This window comes from Cupriavidus sp. KK10 (assembly GCF_018223725.1).
Taxonomy (GTDB): domain Bacteria; phylum Pseudomonadota; class Gammaproteobacteria; order Burkholderiales; family Burkholderiaceae; genus Cupriavidus; species Cupriavidus necator.
Window position 1 is genome coordinate 4,401,954 of sequence record NZ_CP073677.1, and the last position, 18,326, is coordinate 4,420,279.

Below are 18,326 nucleotides of genomic sequence, written 5' to 3' on the forward strand. Positions count from 1 at the left end.
GGTATTATATGCAGATACAAACAATGCATCTGCATATAGTATCGACATGGAAAAGCGAAGGCAAGGAGCCAGGAGCCTGCGCGCAGACGCCGCTGCGGTTCTCGATGTCGATCTCGGCTGGTGGTCGCGCCTGTTGGCGCGCAGAATTACAGCGGAGCTGGATGAGGCCCTGGCTTCGTCTGGCCTGTCCAGCACGCAATTTGGATTGATGTGCCTGATCGCGTCAGCAACAGACGACACCCTTGGCTCGTTGGCGCAACGAGCCGGACTGAATCAATCGACAATGTCGAGGAATGTGGATCAGCTTGTCAGCACGGGGCTGGTGGAAGTCGTCACGTCCGAAGCGGATCGCCGCCGCCGCGCGGTGTGGTTGACAGAGGCCGGCGCCTTTAAGTTGCAGCAGGCTCTGGCGCTGTGGCAGCCCGCCCACCGCGCGTTGCAGCAAAAGCTGGGCTCAGAGTTGCACGACATGGTAGGCGAGGTCGCGGCAAGGCTGGCAGAGTAGCGGCAGGGCGCCTGACCGACAACGACGCTGTTGTGGCATCCTTCCATTTCCAAAAAGAAAAAGAAGGATAGGGGTCAACATGTATAAGGGCTTGCTGGTAGTTGCGACCGTCGCGGCCGCCTTCATCTATTACAAAACGCACGCGCCTCTGGTAAATCCCGTTGCCCAGGCCGAGCCACAGCAGATCGAGGTTTCAGCCGTGGCAGCCACGGCGGAACCGGCATTTCGCTGCGAGGGCAAACAGCACTGCAGCCAGATGGCATCCTGCGCGGAAGCGCGCTTCTATCTGAAAAACTGCCCGGCGGTAAAGATGGATGGGGATGGCGACGGTATTCCATGTGAGACGCCACCCCTCCAGTGTATGTTTTGACGCGCCGTTGCCGGGCCACGCTCTGCGGCTCACGCCTGCACGGCGACATTACTCATGAAGACAAGGGCAGGTCAGCGGTCGCATCAAGGCTGGGCTCATGCCAGGCAACGGCTAAACCGTTGCTCGGTGACCCGGGTTCCCCATTGCGTCCCCTCGGATTCGTCCACCAATTGAAAACCAAATGACTCGTATAGATGGCGTGCCGCATCCAATCCCTTGAACGTCCATAGGTAGGTCTCGCGATATCGCTCGTCGACAAATTTCATCGCGTGTGACATCAGTTGCCGTCCGACACCGGAACCACGCAATGTGTCATCCACAATGAACCAGCGCAAATGGGCGATGCCCTGTTCATCATCCCCGTCGATTGCGAGCGAGGCGAGCGACCGGCCGTTTTCGGCGTAGAGCCACAGGGCCTTATCATCGGCTGGCATCTTGCCGATAAACTCGGCAAGCTCTGTCGCTACCTTCTTTTCGAAGAACGCGCCGAAGCCCCAATGCTCCGAGTAAAACCGGGCGTGCAAGCTTGCCACGTCACCAATGCAGCCGGGTTGGTAGCCCTCCAGGATCCGTCCGGGCACGGCATCTGCGGGGGCGGTCTTGACCGCGTTGCCTTGCGTAAGTGCGTCGGCGTACAGCGCGAGAGAGCGGACCAGGGCCTGCTGGTCAGCCGGAACCATCCGCCGAAGCGCGTTGGACACCTGATCCGTTGCGAAGCGGTCGATCTTCTTTCTAAGCTTCTGCCCGGCCTCGGTCAGGTACAGCTCGGATGAACGTGCATCTTCGCTTGCGGTCTTGCGCTCCACGAGTGCGCCAGCCTTGCGACCTGCCTGCTCGTGTTCGATTTGTCCAGGCGCAGGATGTTGCCCAAATCCTTTGCGCTGATCCCTGGCTGCGCCCCGATTTCCATGATCGCGTGAACCGCCGACGGGGCAAGGTCGCTATCGGCCAGGGTGGCTCGCATGAAACCGAGCTCGCGAACCAGTCTTCGGGAAAAGTCGCGAAGTTCGAGAATCGTCGCTTCTCGAGACTTGGCTGGAATATCGACAAGGTCCACCGGCGCCCTCCTATGAGTTGCGTTTCGCAACCAATATAGTTGTGAGTCGCAACTTAATCAAGGTCTTGGCTTGCCCGATCATCGATCACCTGCTGGAGCGCTTCAGGGAGACCCGGAACGGCCAACCGATTGGTCGTGGTAGAGTCGATCATCATTCCTTATCGCGCAGCCATATGTCGCCACCCGTTGAACATGGACCCGTCGGTTCAGCAGGCCATCAACAGGGCATGGAAAGCGCCGCTGATGCGCACAGCGTGACCATGCAGATTCCGGCAATCGTTCCAGCGAAAACTGCGCTGGTGGTCATGCATTACCAGACCGACATCCTGGCGTTATTTCCCTCGGTCGCGCCCGCTTTGCTCTCCAATACGCGCAAGCTGTGTGACGCTGCACGTGCCCGGGGCGTCAGCGTCTATTTCGCCAAGATCCACTTTGCTCCAGGCTATCCGGAAGTCAGTCCGTTGAACAGGAACGGGCAGGGAATCAAGCAGCTTGGTCTTTTCGTCGACGACCAGATCTCGCCGGAACTCGGCCAGCAGGCCACTGAGCCGCTCATCATCGCGCATCGTGCCAGCGTGTTCTTTGGTACCGACCTGCAGGTGCGGCTTTCCGCGCAGGGTATCGATACCCTGCTTATGGTGGGCATTGCGTCGACCGGTGTGGTGCTGTCGTCGGTCGCGTACGCGAGCGATGCGGACTTCCGTTTATTCACGGTCAAGGATTGCTGCTCCGACCCGGATCAGGTCGTGCACGATCATCTCTTTTCAACCGCGTTCGATTCGCGCACAACGGTGCTCTCGCTCGCTGATGCCTTGCGGTTGCTTGCCTAGCATTTGCTGGCATTTCGTCCTGCCCGGAATGCCGCCGTGCATCCCTCAGGCGGACGGCACGAGCAGATGATCGGTCAGGTTACCCCTCAGATCGAGCACCGCATAATTGCGGCGACTGAAGCGCCAGCGTCCCTCGACCTTTTCGAAGGCGTCATGATAGCGACCGGCCGCGATCACCTGCAGCGCGATACGGTCGGTTGCCTGAAGGACCGTATAGTACGATCTGACGGTCGCTGTCAGGCGGTCCGGAGCAATCTCAATGATCGGATTGCTGATGACATGCCTGGTTCTGGGCGTTCCATCTGCGTGCAATTTCACATAGGCTTGCCAGAGCTTCAGCATGGCCGCGGAACCTCGCTGCACGGCATCTCCGGTTTCGATCTCTGCGTGTTCGAACAGTGCAGCGACCCCGGGCAGATCACCGGCGTCCATGCGCTCGGCATAGATGTAGAGGAGATTGGCAAGCTGCACTGCATCGTCGGTCATCGACTTGTCTCCGGTAGATTGGGAGAATTAAAGCAGTCCGGCGATATTCCGGCATCGTCCGCTTGGAGTAAGAAGCCCTCACCCCATCCCCACCACACTGGACAGCAACATCTTCACCAGCACCGCCTGCCGCGTTGCCCCGGTCTTGGCAAAGATGCCCCGCAGGTGTGCCCGCGCCGTGTTCTTCTTGACGCCAAGCCGCATCGCGGCTTCATCCAGCGTTAGCCCGTCGACCATCAGTAAAGCCAGTTCGATCTCGGTCGGGGTCAGGTGGAACAGCTTGCGCAGGTTGGCGTGGGTGTTGCGCGGCGATCCTGCCGGGTCGCGGATGAACACCGCCACTGCGGGTCGGCGTGACTTGTCTTCGCTGCGATAGCTGAGCGGGATCGGCCGCACCAGCACGCTCAGGGGCGTGGGCGCGGCGGGCCGGCTCAGCGTGGTGACTTCGCTGCGCGGTGCGGCCAGCGCGTGGGCCTGGGCAGCGCCTTCCAGGATCTTGCGGAACCTGCGGTTTTCCACCGGGCAGTGCGCGTGCAGCGCGCCGTCTGACAGGTAGAGGCCGTCGCGCGCCTGCAGCAGGCGGCCGGCGACGTCGTTGGTCCGGATGGTCCTGCCGTGCTCGTCCAGGATCACAGTGCCGACCTGCAGCCGGTCGACGGCATCCGCGTACAGGGACCGTTCAGAAGCAAGAACGTCGAGCGCGGCATGCAGGTCCACTGCGCGCTTCAGGTGCGGCAGCAGGCCGTGCAGCAGTGCCTTGTCGGCCTCGCCGAAGTCCTGTCCCGCGTCGGTGCGGCTGATGAACAGCGCGCACTCCACGCCGTCGGGCGTGACCAGGTTGGCCGCCAGGATATAGCGCAGGCCCAGTGGTTGAAGGTATTGAGTGTAGAACGGATGCGCCAGCCAGCCGGCTTCGCCAAACAGTTCGTCGGCGCTGAAGAGCCGGTCCGGGTGCAGGTCCAGGAAGGGGCACAGCGCGTAGTACTGCTCGCTGTATGAGGGCTCGCCCGGCAGGTGCGGGCCGTAGTCGGAGGCATTGACGATCAGGCCCGGCCGGTCGGTGGCCGGGTGGCGCAGCACCAGCGTGACGAAGGTGGCGCCCAGGCGCTGGCGCACGCTTTCCAGGAAGCCGGCCCAGGGCACGGCTTCGGTCGGGCCCTGGTAGAGCTGGGCGAGCAGGGCGCTCAGCTCGGCGGCCGGCAGGGGGTCTGGCAGCATGATGGCGGTGCGACGGTTTGCTCCCCTCTCCCGCATGCGGGAGAGGGGCAGGGGGTGAGGGCCGGCGGTGGCATACCACCAGCCCGATCGTGGACATTCCCGCCCTCACCCCAACCCTCTCCCGCAAACGGGAGAGGGAGCATCCAATCGGTCATGCAAAGGCAATGACTTGCGCCAGACGTGGCGGCAGTCCAGGGCAGGAATCCCTGTCCCATCGTACCGACCCCGTCCGTCGCCTCATCGTCCGTTCGGCCTAGGGTTTCTCCCGCAGCCACGCCACGATCCGCTCCGCCGCCTGCTCCGCCGTGTCGACGGTGGTGTCGATGCGGATCTCGGGCCGCTCGGGCGGCTGGTACGGCGAGTCGATGCCGGTGAAGTTCTTCAGCTCGCCGCGCCGCGCCTTGCGATACAGGCCCTTGGGGTCGCGTTGCTCAGCCACCGCCAGCGGCGTGTCGATGAAGACTTCGACGAAATCGCCGTTGCCGGCGAGCGCGCGCGCCATGTCGCGCTCCGAGCGGAACGGCGAGATGAAGGACACCAGCACGATCAGGCCCGCATCGAGCATCAGCCTTGCCACTTCCGCCACGCGCCGGATATTCTCGACGCGGTCGGCCTCGGCGAAGCCCAGGTCCTTGTTCAGGCCGTGGCGCACGTTGTCGCCGTCGAGCAGGTAGGTGTGGTGGCCCAGCGTGTGCAGGCGCTTTTCCACCAGGTTGGCGATGGTGGACTTGCCTGCGCCGGAGAGCCCGGTGAACCAGACGATGCGCGGCGACTGGTGCTTGAGCGCGGCATGGGCGCGGCGGTCCACGTCGATGGCCTGCCAGTGCACGTTCTGCGCCCTGCGCAGCGCAAAGCGCAGCATGCCGGCGCCGACCGTGTTGTTGCTGAGGCGGTCGATGATGATGAAGCCGCCCAGCTCGCGGTTGCGCGCGTAGGGATCGAAGGCCACCGGCTGGTCCAGATGCAGGTTGCACACGCCGATCTCGTTCAGCTCCAGCGTGCGCGCGGCCAGGTGTTCGAGCGTGTTGACATTGACCTTGTACTTGGGCTGCGCCACGGTCACGCCCACGGTGCGTGTGCCGAGCTTGAGCAGGTAGGGGCGCCCGGGCAGCATGGCGTCCTCGTTCATCCACACCAGCGTGGCCTCGAACTGGTCGGCCACCGCCGGCGGGTCTTCCGGGCAGGCCAGCACGTCGCCGCGGCTGATGTCGATCTCGTCCTCCAGCGTCAGCGTCACCGCCTGGCCGCGCATGGCGTGCTCGCACGCGCCGGCGGCGCCAACGATGCCGGCCACGCGGCTCTCGCGGCCCGAGGGCAGCGCGCGCACGCGGTCGCCGCGGCGGATCTCGCCGGCGCTGACGGTGCCGGCAAAACCGCGGAAGTCCAGGTTGGGCCGGTTGACCCACTGCACCGGCAGCCGGAACGATTCGCCCTGCACGGGCGCATTGTCGATCGGCACGTTCTCCAGGTGGGCCATCAGCGTCGGGCCGTGGTACCACGGGGTATTGGCGCTGGGCTCGGTGATGTTGTCGCCGCGCAGGGCCGACATCGGAATGCAGGTGATATCGGTCAGGCCGATCTGCCGGGCAAACTCCCGGTACTCGTTCTCGATGCGCGTATGGACCTCGCGCGAGTAGTCGACCATGTCCAGCTTGTTGACCGCCAGCACCACGCGGCGGATGCCAAGCGTCGCCACCAGGTAGCTGTGGCGGCGCGTCTGGGTCTGCACTCCGCGGCGCGCATCCACCAGCAGGATGGCCAGGTCGGCGGTGGAAGCGCCGGTGACCATGTTGCGCGTGTACTGTTCGTGCCCCGGCGTGTCGGCCACGATGAACTTGCGCTTGTCGGTGGCGAAGAAGCGGTAGGCCACGTCGATGGTGATGCCTTGTTCGCGCTCCGCGGCCAGGCCGTCCACCAGCAGCGCGAAGTCGAGGTTCTGGCCCTGCGTGCCCATCTTCTTCGAGTCGGCTTCCAGCTGGGCGAGCTGGTCTTCGAACAGCATCTTCGATTCATACAGCAGCCGGCCGATCAGCGTGCTCTTGCCGTCGTCGACGCTGCCGCAGGTGATGAAGCGCAGCAGGCTCTTGCTTTGCTGGGCGCGCAGGTAGTGGGCGATCTCGCCCGAGGTGCCGGTGGCTTGCGCGGCGTCTTGCGCAAGCGCGGGCGCGGTGTCGATCAGGGTTTCCATCAGAAGTATCCCTCCTGCTTCTTCTTTTCCATCGAACCGGCTGAGTCGCTGTCGATCAACCGTCCCTGGCGCTCCGAGGTGGTCGCCAGCAGCATTTCCTGGATGATGCCGCCGAGGGTGTCGGCCTCGCTCTCGATCGCGCCGGTGAGCGGGTAGCAGCCCAGCGTGCGGAAGCGCACCTTGCGCAGCTGCGGCGTTTCTCCGGGGCGCAGCGGCAGGCGCTCATCGTCGACCATGATCAGCGTGCCGTCGCGCTCCACCACCGGGCGCTCCTTGGCGTAGTAGAGCGGCACGATGGGAATGTCGTTCAGGTAGATGTATTGCCAGATGTCCAGCTCGGTCCAGTTGGACAGCGGGAACACGCGCAGGCTTTCGCCCTTGCGCTTGCGGGTGTTGTACTGGCGCCAGAGCTCGGGCCGCTGCATCTTCGGGTCCCAGCGGTGCTGGGCGGTGCGTACCGAGAACACGCGCTCCTTGGCACGCGACTTTTCCTCGTCGCGGCGCGCGCCGCCGAAGGCGGCGTCAAAGCCGTAGTGGTCCAGCGCCTGCTTCAGGCCCTGGGTCTTCCACACGTCGGTATGGACGGCGGAGCCGTGCTCGTGCGGGCTGATATTGCGTGCCAGCCCCTCGGGGTTGACATGCACGCGCAGGTCCAGGCCAAGGCGCGCGGCGGTCTGGTCGCGGAATGCGATCATCTCGCCGAACTTCCACGTGGTATCGACGTGCAGCAGCGGGAACGGCGGCCGCGCGGGGTGGAAGGCCTTCATGGCAAGGTGCAGCATCACGGCGCTGTCCTTGCCGATGGAATAGAGCATGACGGGGTTTTCGCATTCCGCCACCACCTCCCGCATGATGTGGATGCTCTCCGCCTCCAGTTGCTCCAGGTGGGTCAACATCGGGATCTCCTCTTGGTTTGCCGGCGCCGTGCAGGGATGTCGCGGCGGTCAGGCATGGACACAAGGTAGCGAGCCGGGGCCCTTCGCCACTTCGTCCGGGCGGACTAAGAAATGGCGGGACACGGCGCGCATTTCCTAGTCCACCCGGACGAGGCTGGGGCGGCCCCGCGCTGGGTATCGTTGCTTCGCCGACGAACCACGGGAGCAGGCAGATGGCGAACTCCGCCGAAGAACAATTGCTGTGCGGCCAGACCTGGGCCGAGTTTTGCGAGGTCCTTAAGCGCAGCGGGCGGCAGATCCTGCGCCCGGAGGCGCCGGCGGACGCGCTCACGCGCGCCGAGGGCTTCCGCTACCTGAGCCGCCTGCTGCGCATTGCGCTGGAGATGCATGTGGAATTCGCCGATCCGGCGTTTCCCGACTTCTTCTCACCGTCGCACGAAACCGCCAAGATCGGCGCGGACAATCCGGACAATCTCTATCGCTACGCACGCCTGGACGGCGGTGCCGAGTACCGCATCCGCGGCCGGCGCGGCACGGTGGCCTACCTGAGTTTCGGTACGCAGAAGGGCGGCTACGAAACCGACGGGCGCATGGTCCAGACCGGCTTTCTCGACAGCAACAAGCTGGCAGTGGCGGCGGATGGCAGTTTCGAAATCGTCCTCAGCGCGCGCCAGCACGAAGGCAACTGGGTGCGCATGGAGCCGGGCACCAATGCGCTGGTGGTGCGGCAGACCTTTATGGACCGCAAGGCTGAGACCCCGGCCGAACTGCACATCGAGCGCCTCAGTGGCAGCGACAAGCCGCCCGTGCTCGATGCCGAGCGCCTGCACGGCGGCCTGCTGCGCGCCGCGGGCTTTGTCGAGGGCACCGCGCGCATCTTCGCCGACTGGGCGCAGGGCTATGGCGGCCATGTCAACGCACTGCCGCCCGCCGATCAGGCCGTATGCCAGGCCGCAGGCGGCGATCCCAACATCTTCTACTACCACTCCTGCTGGGCGCTGGCGGACGACGAAGCGCTGGTGGTCGAGGTGGACCGGGTGCCGGCCTGCGATTTCTGGAATTTCCAGATCAACAACTACTGGATGGAGTCGCTCGACTACCGCTACCACGACATCTGCCTGAACAAGCACAGTGCCCGGCTGGATGCCAGCGGCGGCGTCACCGTCATCCTCAGCGCGCGCGATCCTGGCCTGCCCAACTGGCTGGAGACCGCGGGCCACCGCAACGGCACCATGTGCTGGCGCTGGGTGGGGGCGGCGCAGCCGGTGCATCCACGCACGCGCGTGGTCAAGCTTGAATCGCTCAGGAATGAATGCAGGGAGAACGTATGAACACCATCGCATCCGAACACACCACGGTGCTTGACGTGGAGCGCTTGCTGGCACAGGCCAGCGAACAGGCCGGCGGACTGACTGACTTTGGCCCGGGCGACTACCGCGAGGCGCTGGAGGTGCTGTCCGACTCGCTTGCACGCGAAGCCGGGCTGTCGCCGCAGGGCGCGCAGATGCTGCAAGGCAAGCTGCAGGCGCAACTGGTGAACCGGCTGGTGATCCAGGACTACTGCCGGCGCCATCCCGAGATCCTGGAAGAGGGCGTCGACGATCCGCTGGTGATCGTCGGCCTGCCGCGCACCGGCACCACGCTGCTGCAGCGCATGCTGGCCACGGACGCGCGCTTCCACTCGGCGGCGTGGTGGGAAACGCGCTACCCGGCGCCGCTGCCCGGCGAGGACGTGCGCGGCGCCGGCCGGCGCATCGGGCTGGCGCGCGAGGAAGTGGCGCAGATGATCCGCTTTATCCCGGACATCCTCGCCATCCATCCGCTCGACGCCATGGCGGCCGACGAGGAATTCATGCTGATGGAGCATTCCTTCCTGTGCGCGATGGATTCCTACGCCAACGTGCCGTCCTATACCGACTGGCTGGCGCGGCAGGACCGCACCCAGGTCTATGCCTACCTGAAGACCATGCTGCAGTTCCTGCAGTGGCAGAAGCGGCAGCGCGGCGAGGCGCCGGCGCAGCGGTGGGTGCTGAAGACGCCGCAGCACCTGCATACGCTGGAAATCCTGTTCCGGGTCTTCCCCGGCGCGCAGGTCGTGCTGACCCATCGCGACCCCGCCCAGACCATTCCGTCGATGGCCAGCATGGCGCATACGCTGTGGAAGCTATACGCCGATGCGCCCGACGCCGTCACGGTGGGGCGGCAGTGGGGCGGGCAGATGCAGCGCGCCACCGCCCATGCCATGACGGTGCGCGACAGTCTGCCTGCCGACCGCTTCCTCGACGTGCGCTTCGAGGATACGGTGAGCGATCCCTTCGGCGTGGCGCAGGCGGTCTACCGCTTTGCCGGCATGCCGCTGACCGAGTCCGCCCGCGCCGGCATCTGGGCATGGATGGAGGGCAACCCGCGCAACCAGCGCGCGGCGCACGCTTATACGCTGGAGCAGTTCGGCCTGAGCCAGGAACAACTGGAACGCGATTTCGCCGGCTACCGCGCGCGGCACATCCTGAAGCAAAACTAAGACAGCGCACTGCGCATCACAGGAGACAACACCATGCTGTTGAAGGACAAGATCGTCATCGTATCCGGCATCGGCCCCGGGCTGGGCGTCAAGCTGGCCGTGGAGGCGGCGCGCGAAGGCGCCCGCGCCGTTGCCATCGCCGCGCGCACCGCGGCGAAACTGGACGACGCCCAGGCCCGCATCGACGCACTGGGCGCCGACTGCGAAGTGCTCAAGGTGGTGACCGACATCACCGACCGGGCCCAGTCCCGGCATCTGGCCGGCGAGACCATGCGCCGCTTCGGCCGCATCGACGCGCTGGTCAACAGCGCCTTCCAGCACGGCAACTTCCCCGAGCCGGTGGAAGCGGCCGACCTGGATGTCTGGCGCCAGGTGTTCGACACCAACGTGTTCGGCACCATGACCCTGACGCAGGAGGTGGCGGCGCTGATGAAGCCGCAGGGCGGCGGCGCCATTGTCATGATCAACACCCAGGCCACGCGCAAGCCGATGCCCGGCGAATCGGGCTACGCGGCGTCCAAGGGCGCGCTGGCAGTGGCGGTCAAGTACCTGGCGCGCGAACTGGGCCCGCATGGCATCCGCGCCAACAGCATCTTCATGGGCTGGATGTGGGGGGAGCCGGTGCAGGGCTATGTGCGCCACGCCGCGGCCGAGCAGGGCGTGAGCGAGGACACCGTGATCGCGCCGGTGGCCGCGCAGATTGCGCTGGGCCGCATGCCGACCGACGACGACTGCGCGCGCGCGGCGCTGTTTCTCGTGTCAGACTACGCTAGGGCCATCACCGGCGCTTCGCTGGATGCCAACGGCGGCGATTTCATGCCCTGAGTCCTGACCACACCTGCCATGACACGCTACTTTGCCTTCAACGGCGATGCCGACGGCCTGTGCGCCCTGCAGCAGCTGCGCCTGGCGGATGCCGGCGACGCCACGCTGGTCACCGGCGTCAAGCGCGATATCCGGCTGCTCGAGCGCATCGACGCCGGGCCGGGCGACACCGTGACCGCGCTGGACATCTCGCTCGAGCAGAACCGCGATGGCCTGATGCGGCTGCTCGGCGCCGGTGCGCGGGTGGACTACTTCGACCACCACCATGCCGGCGAACTGCCCGGGCATGCCGGCCTGCGCGCGCATATCGACGAGGGGCCGGAGGTCTGCACCAGTATCCTGGTCGACCGCCACCTGGACGGCTGCCACCGGCGCTGGGCGATCACCGCCGCGTTCGGCGACAACCTGGGCGGCGTGGCGCGCGCGCTGGCGGCGCAGGCGGGGTTGGGCGAGTGCGAAACCGCGGTGCTGGAACAGCTGGGCACGTGCCTGAACTACAACGCCTATGGCGAGTGCGTGGCGGACCTGCATTTCGATCCCGCCGAGCTGGCGCGGCACATGCTGCCGTTTGCCGACCCGCTGGCGTTCGCCGCGCAATGCGGGGCCTATGCGGTGCTGTGCGAGGGCTATGAGGACGACATGGCCCGCGGGCGCTGCCTGGCGCCCGCGCACGAAGTGCCCGGCGCCGCGCTGCTGGTGCTGCCGGACGCGCCGTGGGCGCGGCGCGCGATCGGCGTGCTGGCCAATGAACTGGTGCGCGGCCGGCCCGGCGACGCCATCGGCCTGCTCTCGCCGAAGTCCGGCGGCGGCTTTGCCGTCAGCGTGCGGGTGCCCGCGCACAGCGCCACCGGGGCGGCCGATTTCTGCCGCGGCTTCGAGACCGGCGGCGGCCGGCGCCTGGCAGGCGGCATCAACCACCTGCCAGACGCCGAAGTGGAGCGCTTCACGCGCAGCTTTGCCGATTGCTTCGGCTGCCGTTCCTGACAGTTCAGCACGGCGGCACGAACTCGGTGACCTCCAGGTCGAAGCCGGTGACGGCGCGATACGGCACCGGATGGCTGAGCAGGCGCAGCTTGTGCGCCCCCACATCGCGCAGGATCTGCGCCCCGACCCCCAGCGCGCGTTGCGCGAAGGCCGGCGCCGGCGAGGCGGCGGCCGGCGCTGCCAGCCGGTCCAGCCGCTGCTGCGGCGATTCACGTTCATCCAGCAGCACCAGCACCCCGCAACCTTCGGCGCCGATGCGCGCGAGCGAGCGCTCCAGGTTCCACGCGGGCTGGGCCGGCGTGCCGAAGCCCAGCACGTCGCGCTGCATTTCCACGGTCTGAACGCGTGTCAGCACCGGCTGCCCAGGATCGGGCTGGCCCAGCACCAGCGCCAGATGGAGCGCATCGACCGGCGTGTCATGGTAGGCGTGCACGGTGAAGCATCCGTAGGGCGTGGCCAGTTCCGTCGAATGCGTGCGGCGCAGTGCGCTTTCGGTCAGCAGCCGGTGGTGGATCAGCCCGCTGATCGAAACCGCCGGCAGGCCATGGTGCCGCGCGAAGGCTAGCAGCGCGGGGCCGCGCAGCAGGTCGCCATCGTCATCGAGCAGCATCGCATAGGCGCCGGCGGCGACGCGCCCGGCCAGCGCCGGCAGGTCGGAGCAGGCCTCGGCAAAGCCCGCGCGGCGCAGCACGCCGTCGGGCTGCGCCACCACCGGGAAGATGTGGCCGGGCTGGACCAGGTCATGCGGCTGCGCGCGCGCTGCCGCCGCCACGCGCAGCGTGAGCGCGCGGTCGGCGGCGGAAATGCCGGTGCTGACGCCGCTGGCCGCTTCGATCGACACCGTGTAGCGCTCGCGCTGGCGGTGGTTTGCGGCCATCGGCGGCAACTGCAGCAGCGCGCGGCGCGCCTCGGTGATCGCCATGCAGACCAGGCCGCGCGCCTCGGCGGCCATGAAGTTGACATCGGCCTCGCTGGCGCGTTCCGCGGCAACCAGGACGCAGCCAGTGGCTTCGTCGGTCTCGTCTTCGATCACCAGCACACGCTGGCCCGCGACCAGCGCCGCGAGCACGTCGGCCATCGGCGGCAGGGGGGTGGCGGGGCTCATGCTGCCTCCTGTCGGGCCACCAAAGGCCTGGCGCAGCGACGTAGCGGCCGCATCCAGCGCATCGCTGGCGGCATCGATCATCCCTTGCATGCTGATAAAACCGTGGAACTGGCCCGGCCAGCGGCGCACGGCGCCGCCGCCGCCCGCGCGCTGCAGGGCCTCGCCATAGGCCTCGCCCTGGTCGCGCAGCGGGTCGTATTCCGCGGTGATGATGGTGGCCGGCGGCAGGCCATGCAGCTCGCGCTGGTGCAGCGGGCTGGCGCGCACATCGGTGGCGTCGGCCGGGTTGGCCAAGTACTGGGCGCGATACCAGTCAAGTTCCGCGGCGCCGAGGAAGTAGCCCTGCGCGCATTCGCGATAGCTGGCGCTGGCGGCCGCGGCGTCGCTGCAGTCCAGGTAGGGGTAGAGCAGCAGCTGGTGCCGCAGCGCGATGCCGCTGCCGCGCAACTGCTGGCAGGCCACGGCGGCAAGGTTGCCGCCGGCACTGTCGCCAGCCACAGCCAGCCGGGCCGGGTCGGCGCCCAGTTGCGCCGCATGCGCGGCGGCCCAGCGCACGGCCGCGACGGCGTCGTCGGCGGCGGCGGGGAAGCGTGCTTCCGGCGCGAGCCGGTAGTCGACCGACAGCACCAGCGCGACGCTGCGGCGCGCCAGGCTGCGGCAGATGTTGTCGTGCGAATCGAGGCCGCAGAGGACAAAGCCGCCGCCATGGAAATAGACCACGAGCGGCAGTGCCGTGCTGTCGTCGGGCCGGTACAGGCGGGCCTGCAGCGGGCCTGCGGCGCCAACGATGGTGAGGTCCTGCTGCGTGGCGACGGTGTCGCCGGGCGCGAACGCGGGCATGGCCGCCAGCGCGGCGCGGTAGTCGGCGGCGCGCAGGGTGGAAAAGTCGGGGCTGGGCATGGCGGCCATGGCTTCAAGCACGGCGCGGGCCTGGGGATCGAGCGGCATGGGGTCTCCTGGATTGCAGTGGGGAAATCGGTGTCAGAGCGCGAACGCCGGCGGGGTGCCGGCGGCAATGCCTTGCGCGCGCGCCAGCGCCGCTTGCACGGCCTGCTCGTGCGGCAGGATCCAGAACCGGCCGGCCGAGACCCCGTCCAGAATGTAGCGCGCGACCGCGTCCGGCGTCATGCCGGCGGCAATGCCGCTGCGCAGCGCGCCGTTCATCTGGTCCACCTCCTGCGGCCCGCCGCCGTCCAGGCCGGCCGCGATGCCGGTGGCCACCGGACCGGGGCAGACCACGGACACGCCCAGCGGCAGGCCCGCAGCCTGCAGCTCCAGCGCGAGCCCTTCGCTGAGCGCCACCACCGCTTGCTTGGACAGCGTGTAGGGGGCCAGCCAAGGCCCCACGGCGAGGCCGGCCATCGAGGCCACGTTGACGATATGGCCGGCGCCTTGCGCCGCCATGCGCGGCACGAAGCAGCGCAGCGCGTGCAGCACGCTCCACAGGTTGACGCGCATCACGTGGTCGAACACCTCCGGCGGCAGCTCCCAGCAGCGGCCGGTGGCGAGCACGCCGGCGTTGTTGACCAGCAGGTCGACACGGCCCAGGCGCAGGAAACTTTCCTCGCACAGGTGCTCGATCTGCCGCACGTCGCAGACATCGGTAGGCACGGCGATGACGTTTGCCCCCTGGCCGGCAAGCGTCTCGCGCACCGCTTCAAGCGCGCGGGCGTCGATATCGGCCAGCGCCAGCGCGTAGCCTTGCGCTGCCAGGGCCTGCGCGAGCGCGCGGCCGATGCCGCTGGCCGCTCCGGTGATCACTGCGGCCTGCTGCCGCGGGTCTGCCGCCATGGTCATGGTTCTCCGTGAAAAGAAGGCGGCGGGGATCGCCGCGCATGGCTGACTTGTAGCGGCAGCGCGGCGGCACGGCATCGTCTGTTTGGGTAGGAGGGCGGCGTCACATGGTGTCTAGGGGTTTGCCCTTGAACGCCCTGGATGGGTCTGTCCTTAGTCTGTTTGGAGTATGTGTTCGGCCCGCCGGCGCGTGAGGATTGGCCTGTCCCGCAAGACTAGTCCGGCCAGCGTTTGTAGCCGGTCTTGACTAGGGCAAACCATGAAGGCGGGGGCAAGCCGCGACCCCTATGCCGTCCCTATAATCAGGGCACAAAAAAGGGCCACAGAGCCCGTAGCAGGCCAGCGCCGACCCGGCAAGTCCGAAGCGCTGAGCACGCCACAATGGAGACAGAGGAAATGCTGATGGAGGTTAGCCAGAACCAGGCGACCGCACACCTGTTCGCACAGGCAACGGTGTCGCTGTCGGAGTTCAGCACATTGCTGGGCAATATCTACCAGGGCCCGATGGAGCAGGTGCCCTGGGGCAAGGCACTGGAACAGATCCGCCGCCAGCTCAACGCCAACTATTGCACCCTGATCCTGCGCTCGCCGGCCACGGACCGGCCCGGGCTGATGGTCAATGCGTCCGAACATGGCTCGACCTTGCCCGGCGAGACCTCCTACAACAACTACTACTACGCGCTCGACCCGTTCATCGGCCTGCCGTCGGACCGGGTGGTGACCATCGATGAACATCTCGGGCCCGGCGCCTGGTGCCAGAGCGAGCTCTACCAGCAGTTCCTCAAGGACATCGGCATCCGCTACATCCTTGGCGCAGACCTGCGTACCGATGACGGCGTCGAATGCCGCTTCCGCGTGTGCCGCGAGCATGACGGGCGTGACTTCTCCGCCGCCGACAAGGCGCTGTGCACCGCGCTGCTGCCGCACCTGAAGCGCGCGGTGGACCTGCACTCGCGCATCGACGTGGTTGAATCGGAACGCACGGTGTATGCCAGCGCCATCGACCGCATGCTGGTCGGGATGGTGATCCTGGACGAGTCCGGCGCCATCATCAAGACCAATGCCGCCGCCGATGAAATCCTTGGCGCCAAGGATGGCATCCGCGTCGCCAAAGGCGGGCTGGACGTGGAATACGGCCAGGAGAACCGCAAGTTCCAGCGCCTGCTGCGCCAGGCCATGATGGGCCACCTCGGCACCACGCCGGCGCTGATGGAGGCGATGTCGATCACGCGCCCGTCCGGCAGCGCCAGGCTGGGCGTGCTGATCCGCACCATCCCGCTCAGCGAGTGGTCCGAGGACAACCGCAAGCGCCCCGCCTGCGTGGTGTTCATCCGCGACCCGGAGCGGCGCTCGCAGGCCTCGCACGAGGTGGTGCGCCAGCTCTTTGACTTCACGCCGGCGGAGACGCAGCTGGCGCTCCAGCTGGCCAACGGGCTCACGCTCGATGAGGCCGCGGACGAGCTCGGCATCAGCAAGAACACGGCGCGCGCGCACCTGCGGGCGATTTTCTCCAAGACCGGCGTGACCCGGCAGGCCACGCTGGTGCGTATGCTGCTGAGCAGCGTGATTTCGCTGGGCTAAGCGACGTAACGCACGTCAAGGCTTTGCGCTGAGCACCAGCGCAAAGCCTTCCGGCGTTTCCAGCACCGCGCGCGTCTCATGCGGCCCCTGCGCCGCGGGCAGCGTCACGCTGGCGCCGGCACCCACCAGCCGCGCCATCGCCGCGGCGATATCGTCACCCTCATCCACCTTGAAGGCCAGCGCGGGCTGGTCCACCAGGCGTTCCTCGCCGGCCACCAGCGCCAGCGTCAGCGCGCCCGCGTCGAGCGCGCAATAGCGGCTTCCGTCGCGAAATTTCACCGGTAGTCCAAGTCCTTCCGTGAAGAACGGCAGCGCGGTGTCGATGTCCGCGACGGGGTAAAGCAGCAGCCTGGCTTGCATGATGTCCTGATCCTCCTGGTGAAAGCGGGCGTGATGCCCGTGGCCAATGATAGGGATGCTCCATGTCCTGCTCATAATCCAATCAGACGATGTTGCAACGCCTTGCGCCGACCACACTGCGATCACACAGGCCGCTTCGGGCCGGTGGCGCGGCAACCGGCGGCGCCCCGGCGGCGGTCCTGAACCATCAATGCCAGAGAAGGGGACTGCAATGCGTTTTTCACTGATCTATGAAGCCCAGACCGTCGATGCCTCGCGTGCCGGCGACCACAAGGTGTTCGATGAAATCATGGAACAGGTGGTGCTGGCCGAGGACATGGGCTTTGACGTGGTCTGGGCGGTCGAGCACACCGCACTGACCAACTATGCGCACATGAGCGCGCCGGAGACCTTCCTGGCCTTCGTTGCCGGGCGCACGCAGCGCATCGGCATCGGCCACGGCGTGGTGTGCCTGCCGCCGGCGATGAACCATCCGGTCAAGGTGGCCGAGCGCATCGCCACGCTGGACATCCTGTCCGGCGGCCGCGTGCACTTCGGCGTGGGCAAGGGCGGCACCCAGCAGGAGGCCGGCACCTTCGGCTACGACCTGAACAGCCTGCACCCGATGATCGACGAATCGATGTACCTGATCCCGAAGATCATGACGCAGGACGAGATCGAGCACGACGGCGAGTTCATCAAGATCCCGCGCCGCCCGATCCACCCCAAGCCGCGCCAGGACCCGCACCCGCTGATGTACCTGGCCTGCACCAATGCCGACACGCTGCAGCGCGCCGGCGCGCGCGGCATGGGCGCGCTGGTGCTCGGCTTTGGCGGCCCCGAGGATGTTGCCAGGAAGAACGAAATCTACCGTACCGCGTGGGAGACCCGCAAGCCGGAGGACCAGGTGGGCTTCCGCCCGCACCAGCACCTGGCCGCGCTGTGCCCGACCATCGTGCTGGAAGACGGCCTGGCCGCGCGCAAGATCGGCATCAAGGGCCAGCGCTATTTCATGGAGTCGCTGTCGTACTGGTATGCCGGCGGCGAGCGGCCGGACCCGTCCACCTGGGACGACGAGCATGTCACCGCCACGGACGCGCAGGGCAAGGCCGTCATCAACACGAAGTTCGCCTCCGAGAAGGTCTCGGTGGATTTCAGCGACCCGTCGATGATGATGCTCAACCCCAACCATGCCTACGGCACCGTCGAGGACTGCATCGGCTACGTGCAGCGCCTGATCGATTCCGGCGCCGACGAGATCCTATTCATCTGCCAGATGGGCACGGTGCCGCAATGGGCGCAGCTGGAAACCATCCGCAATATCGGCGAGCACGTGATCCCGCACTTCCGCAAGCAGGGTCGGAAGCTGCGCGCGCTGGCTTGATCACGGCTACGTCACGCTGCGGTTTTCTCCCCTCTCCCGCTTGCGGGAGAGGGGCAGGGGGTGAGGGTAGGCGGTGGCATACCGCAGGCCTTACTTCGCAGGACACGCCCGCCCTCACCCCAACCCTCTCCCGCAAGCGGGAGAGGGAGCACGCAAGCGGAAGCTGAAGGGCCTGAAGCACATAGCTAGTCCCAACAGACGATGGCACCCCGCCCCGCCGGTGCAAACATCGATGCCAGCCCA

16 protein-coding genes and 2 pseudogenes are annotated in these 18,326 nt (G+C 66.8%); 9 read left to right on the plus strand and 9 right to left on the minus strand.

From position 1 onward, the window contains the following. Window positions 1-46: 46 nt before the first annotated feature. Together KB879_RS20540 and KB879_RS20545 are read left to right on the plus strand one after the other, a co-directional pair. Window positions 47-505, plus strand: coding sequence for a MarR family winged helix-turn-helix transcriptional regulator (locus KB879_RS20540; protein ID WP_211979685.1), 459 nt, complete (start codon window positions 47-49; stop codon window positions 503-505). 79 nt (window positions 506-584) lie between these two features. Next, entirely contained in the window at window positions 585-875 is a 291-nt protein-coding gene (locus KB879_RS20545; protein WP_041228555.1) for an excalibur calcium-binding domain-containing protein, read from the plus strand. A gap of 95 nt (window positions 876-970) precedes the next feature. Here the strand turns inward: KB879_RS20545 and KB879_RS20550 are convergent. Then, window positions 971-1,932 (minus strand): annotated as a pseudogene (locus KB879_RS20550) (GNAT family N-acetyltransferase). 227 nt (window positions 1,933-2,159) lie between these two features. On the opposite strand from KB879_RS20550, the gene KB879_RS20555 reads away from it, so the two are divergent. Further along, window positions 2,160-2,762 carry an isochorismatase family cysteine hydrolase gene (locus tag KB879_RS20555; protein ID WP_041228556.1) on the plus strand — a complete coding sequence of 201 codons (603 nt, stop codon included), beginning with the start codon at window positions 2,160-2,162 and terminating at the stop codon, window positions 2,760-2,762. 45 nt (window positions 2,763-2,807) lie between these two features. Here the strand turns inward: KB879_RS20555 and KB879_RS20560 are convergent, their stop codons facing one another. The 4 genes from KB879_RS20560 to cysD form a co-directional block, all read right to left on the minus strand. Then, window positions 2,808-3,248 (minus strand): nuclear transport factor 2 family protein, encoded by a 441-nt coding sequence (locus KB879_RS20560; RefSeq protein WP_013952267.1) that lies wholly within the window; start codon window positions 3,246-3,248, stop codon window positions 2,808-2,810. Between the two features lie 78 nt (window positions 3,249-3,326). Next, window positions 3,327-4,466, minus strand: a complete 1,140-nt coding sequence (locus KB879_RS20565; protein ID WP_041228557.1) for a helix-turn-helix transcriptional regulator — start codon at window positions 4,464-4,466, stop codon at window positions 3,327-3,329. A gap of 253 nt (window positions 4,467-4,719) precedes the next feature. After that, on the minus strand, window positions 4,720-6,654 hold the full coding sequence (gene cysN, locus KB879_RS20570) for a sulfate adenylyltransferase subunit CysN (RefSeq protein ID WP_013952269.1): 1,935 nt from the start codon (window positions 6,652-6,654) through the stop codon (window positions 4,720-4,722). Beyond that, on the minus strand, window positions 6,654-7,550 hold the full coding sequence (gene cysD, locus KB879_RS20575) for a sulfate adenylyltransferase subunit CysD (protein ID WP_010814009.1): 897 nt from the start codon (window positions 7,548-7,550) through the stop codon (window positions 6,654-6,656). The genes cysN and cysD overlap by 1 nt, the downstream gene beginning before the upstream one ends. A gap of 212 nt (window positions 7,551-7,762) precedes the next feature. On the opposite strand from cysD, the gene KB879_RS20580 reads away from it, so the two are divergent. Genes KB879_RS20580 through KB879_RS20595 form a run of 4 tightly spaced genes read left to right on the plus strand, consistent with a single transcriptional unit; the run spans window position 7,763 to window position 11,880 of the window. Further along, a complete protein-coding gene (locus KB879_RS20580) occupies window positions 7,763-8,881 on the plus strand; it encodes a DUF1214 domain-containing protein (RefSeq protein ID WP_211979686.1) in 1,119 nt (372 codons plus the stop codon). Continuing rightward, the gene (locus tag KB879_RS20585; protein ID WP_211979687.1) at window positions 8,878-10,071 is read left to right on the plus strand and encodes a sulfotransferase; all 1,194 of its coding nucleotides are present in this window, start codon (window positions 8,878-8,880) and stop codon (window positions 10,069-10,071) included. Before KB879_RS20580 ends, KB879_RS20585 begins: the two co-directional genes overlap by 4 nt. Before the next feature lie 33 nt (window positions 10,072-10,104). After that, on the plus strand, window positions 10,105-10,896 hold the full coding sequence (locus KB879_RS20590; RefSeq protein WP_153953847.1) for an SDR family oxidoreductase: 792 nt from the start codon (window positions 10,105-10,107) through the stop codon (window positions 10,894-10,896). 18 nt (window positions 10,897-10,914) lie between these two features. After that, on the plus strand, window positions 10,915-11,880 hold the full coding sequence (locus tag KB879_RS20595; RefSeq protein ID WP_013952273.1) for a hypothetical protein: 966 nt from the start codon (window positions 10,915-10,917) through the stop codon (window positions 11,878-11,880). Window positions 11,881-11,884: 4 nt separating this feature from the next. Here the strand turns inward: KB879_RS20595 and KB879_RS20600 are convergent, their stop codons facing one another. From KB879_RS20600 to KB879_RS20610, 3 genes and pseudogenes are all read right to left on the minus strand, one after another. Further along, window positions 11,885-12,985 carry a 3,4-dihydroxy-2-butanone-4-phosphate synthase gene (locus KB879_RS20600; protein WP_153953845.1) on the minus strand — a complete coding sequence of 367 codons (1,101 nt, stop codon included), beginning with the start codon at window positions 12,983-12,985 and terminating at the stop codon, window positions 11,885-11,887. Between the two features lie 15 nt (window positions 12,986-13,000). Further along, window positions 13,001-13,933: pseudogene (locus tag KB879_RS20605) on the minus strand (alpha/beta hydrolase fold domain-containing protein); the annotation flags it as partial. Between the two features lie 33 nt (window positions 13,934-13,966). Continuing rightward, window positions 13,967-14,776: an SDR family NAD(P)-dependent oxidoreductase gene (locus KB879_RS20610; RefSeq protein WP_041228802.1), complete on the minus strand. Its 810-nt coding sequence runs from the start codon at window positions 14,774-14,776 to the stop codon at window positions 13,967-13,969. Window positions 14,777-15,175: 399 nt separating this feature from the next. On the opposite strand from KB879_RS20610, the gene KB879_RS20615 reads away from it, so the two are divergent. After that, window positions 15,176-16,360 carry a helix-turn-helix transcriptional regulator gene (locus tag KB879_RS20615; RefSeq protein ID WP_153953843.1) on the plus strand — a complete coding sequence of 395 codons (1,185 nt, stop codon included), beginning with the start codon at window positions 15,176-15,178 and terminating at the stop codon, window positions 16,358-16,360. A gap of 15 nt (window positions 16,361-16,375) precedes the next feature. Here the strand turns inward: KB879_RS20615 and KB879_RS20620 are convergent, their stop codons facing one another. Next, the gene (locus KB879_RS20620) at window positions 16,376-16,720 is read right to left on the minus strand and encodes a VOC family protein (RefSeq protein ID WP_211979688.1); all 345 of its coding nucleotides are present in this window, start codon (window positions 16,718-16,720) and stop codon (window positions 16,376-16,378) included. A gap of 211 nt (window positions 16,721-16,931) precedes the next feature. On the opposite strand from KB879_RS20620, the gene KB879_RS20625 reads away from it, so the two are divergent. After that, entirely contained in the window at window positions 16,932-18,083 is a 1,152-nt protein-coding gene (locus KB879_RS20625) for an LLM class flavin-dependent oxidoreductase (RefSeq protein ID WP_013952279.1), read from the plus strand. Window positions 18,084-18,326 lie beyond the last annotated feature (243 nt).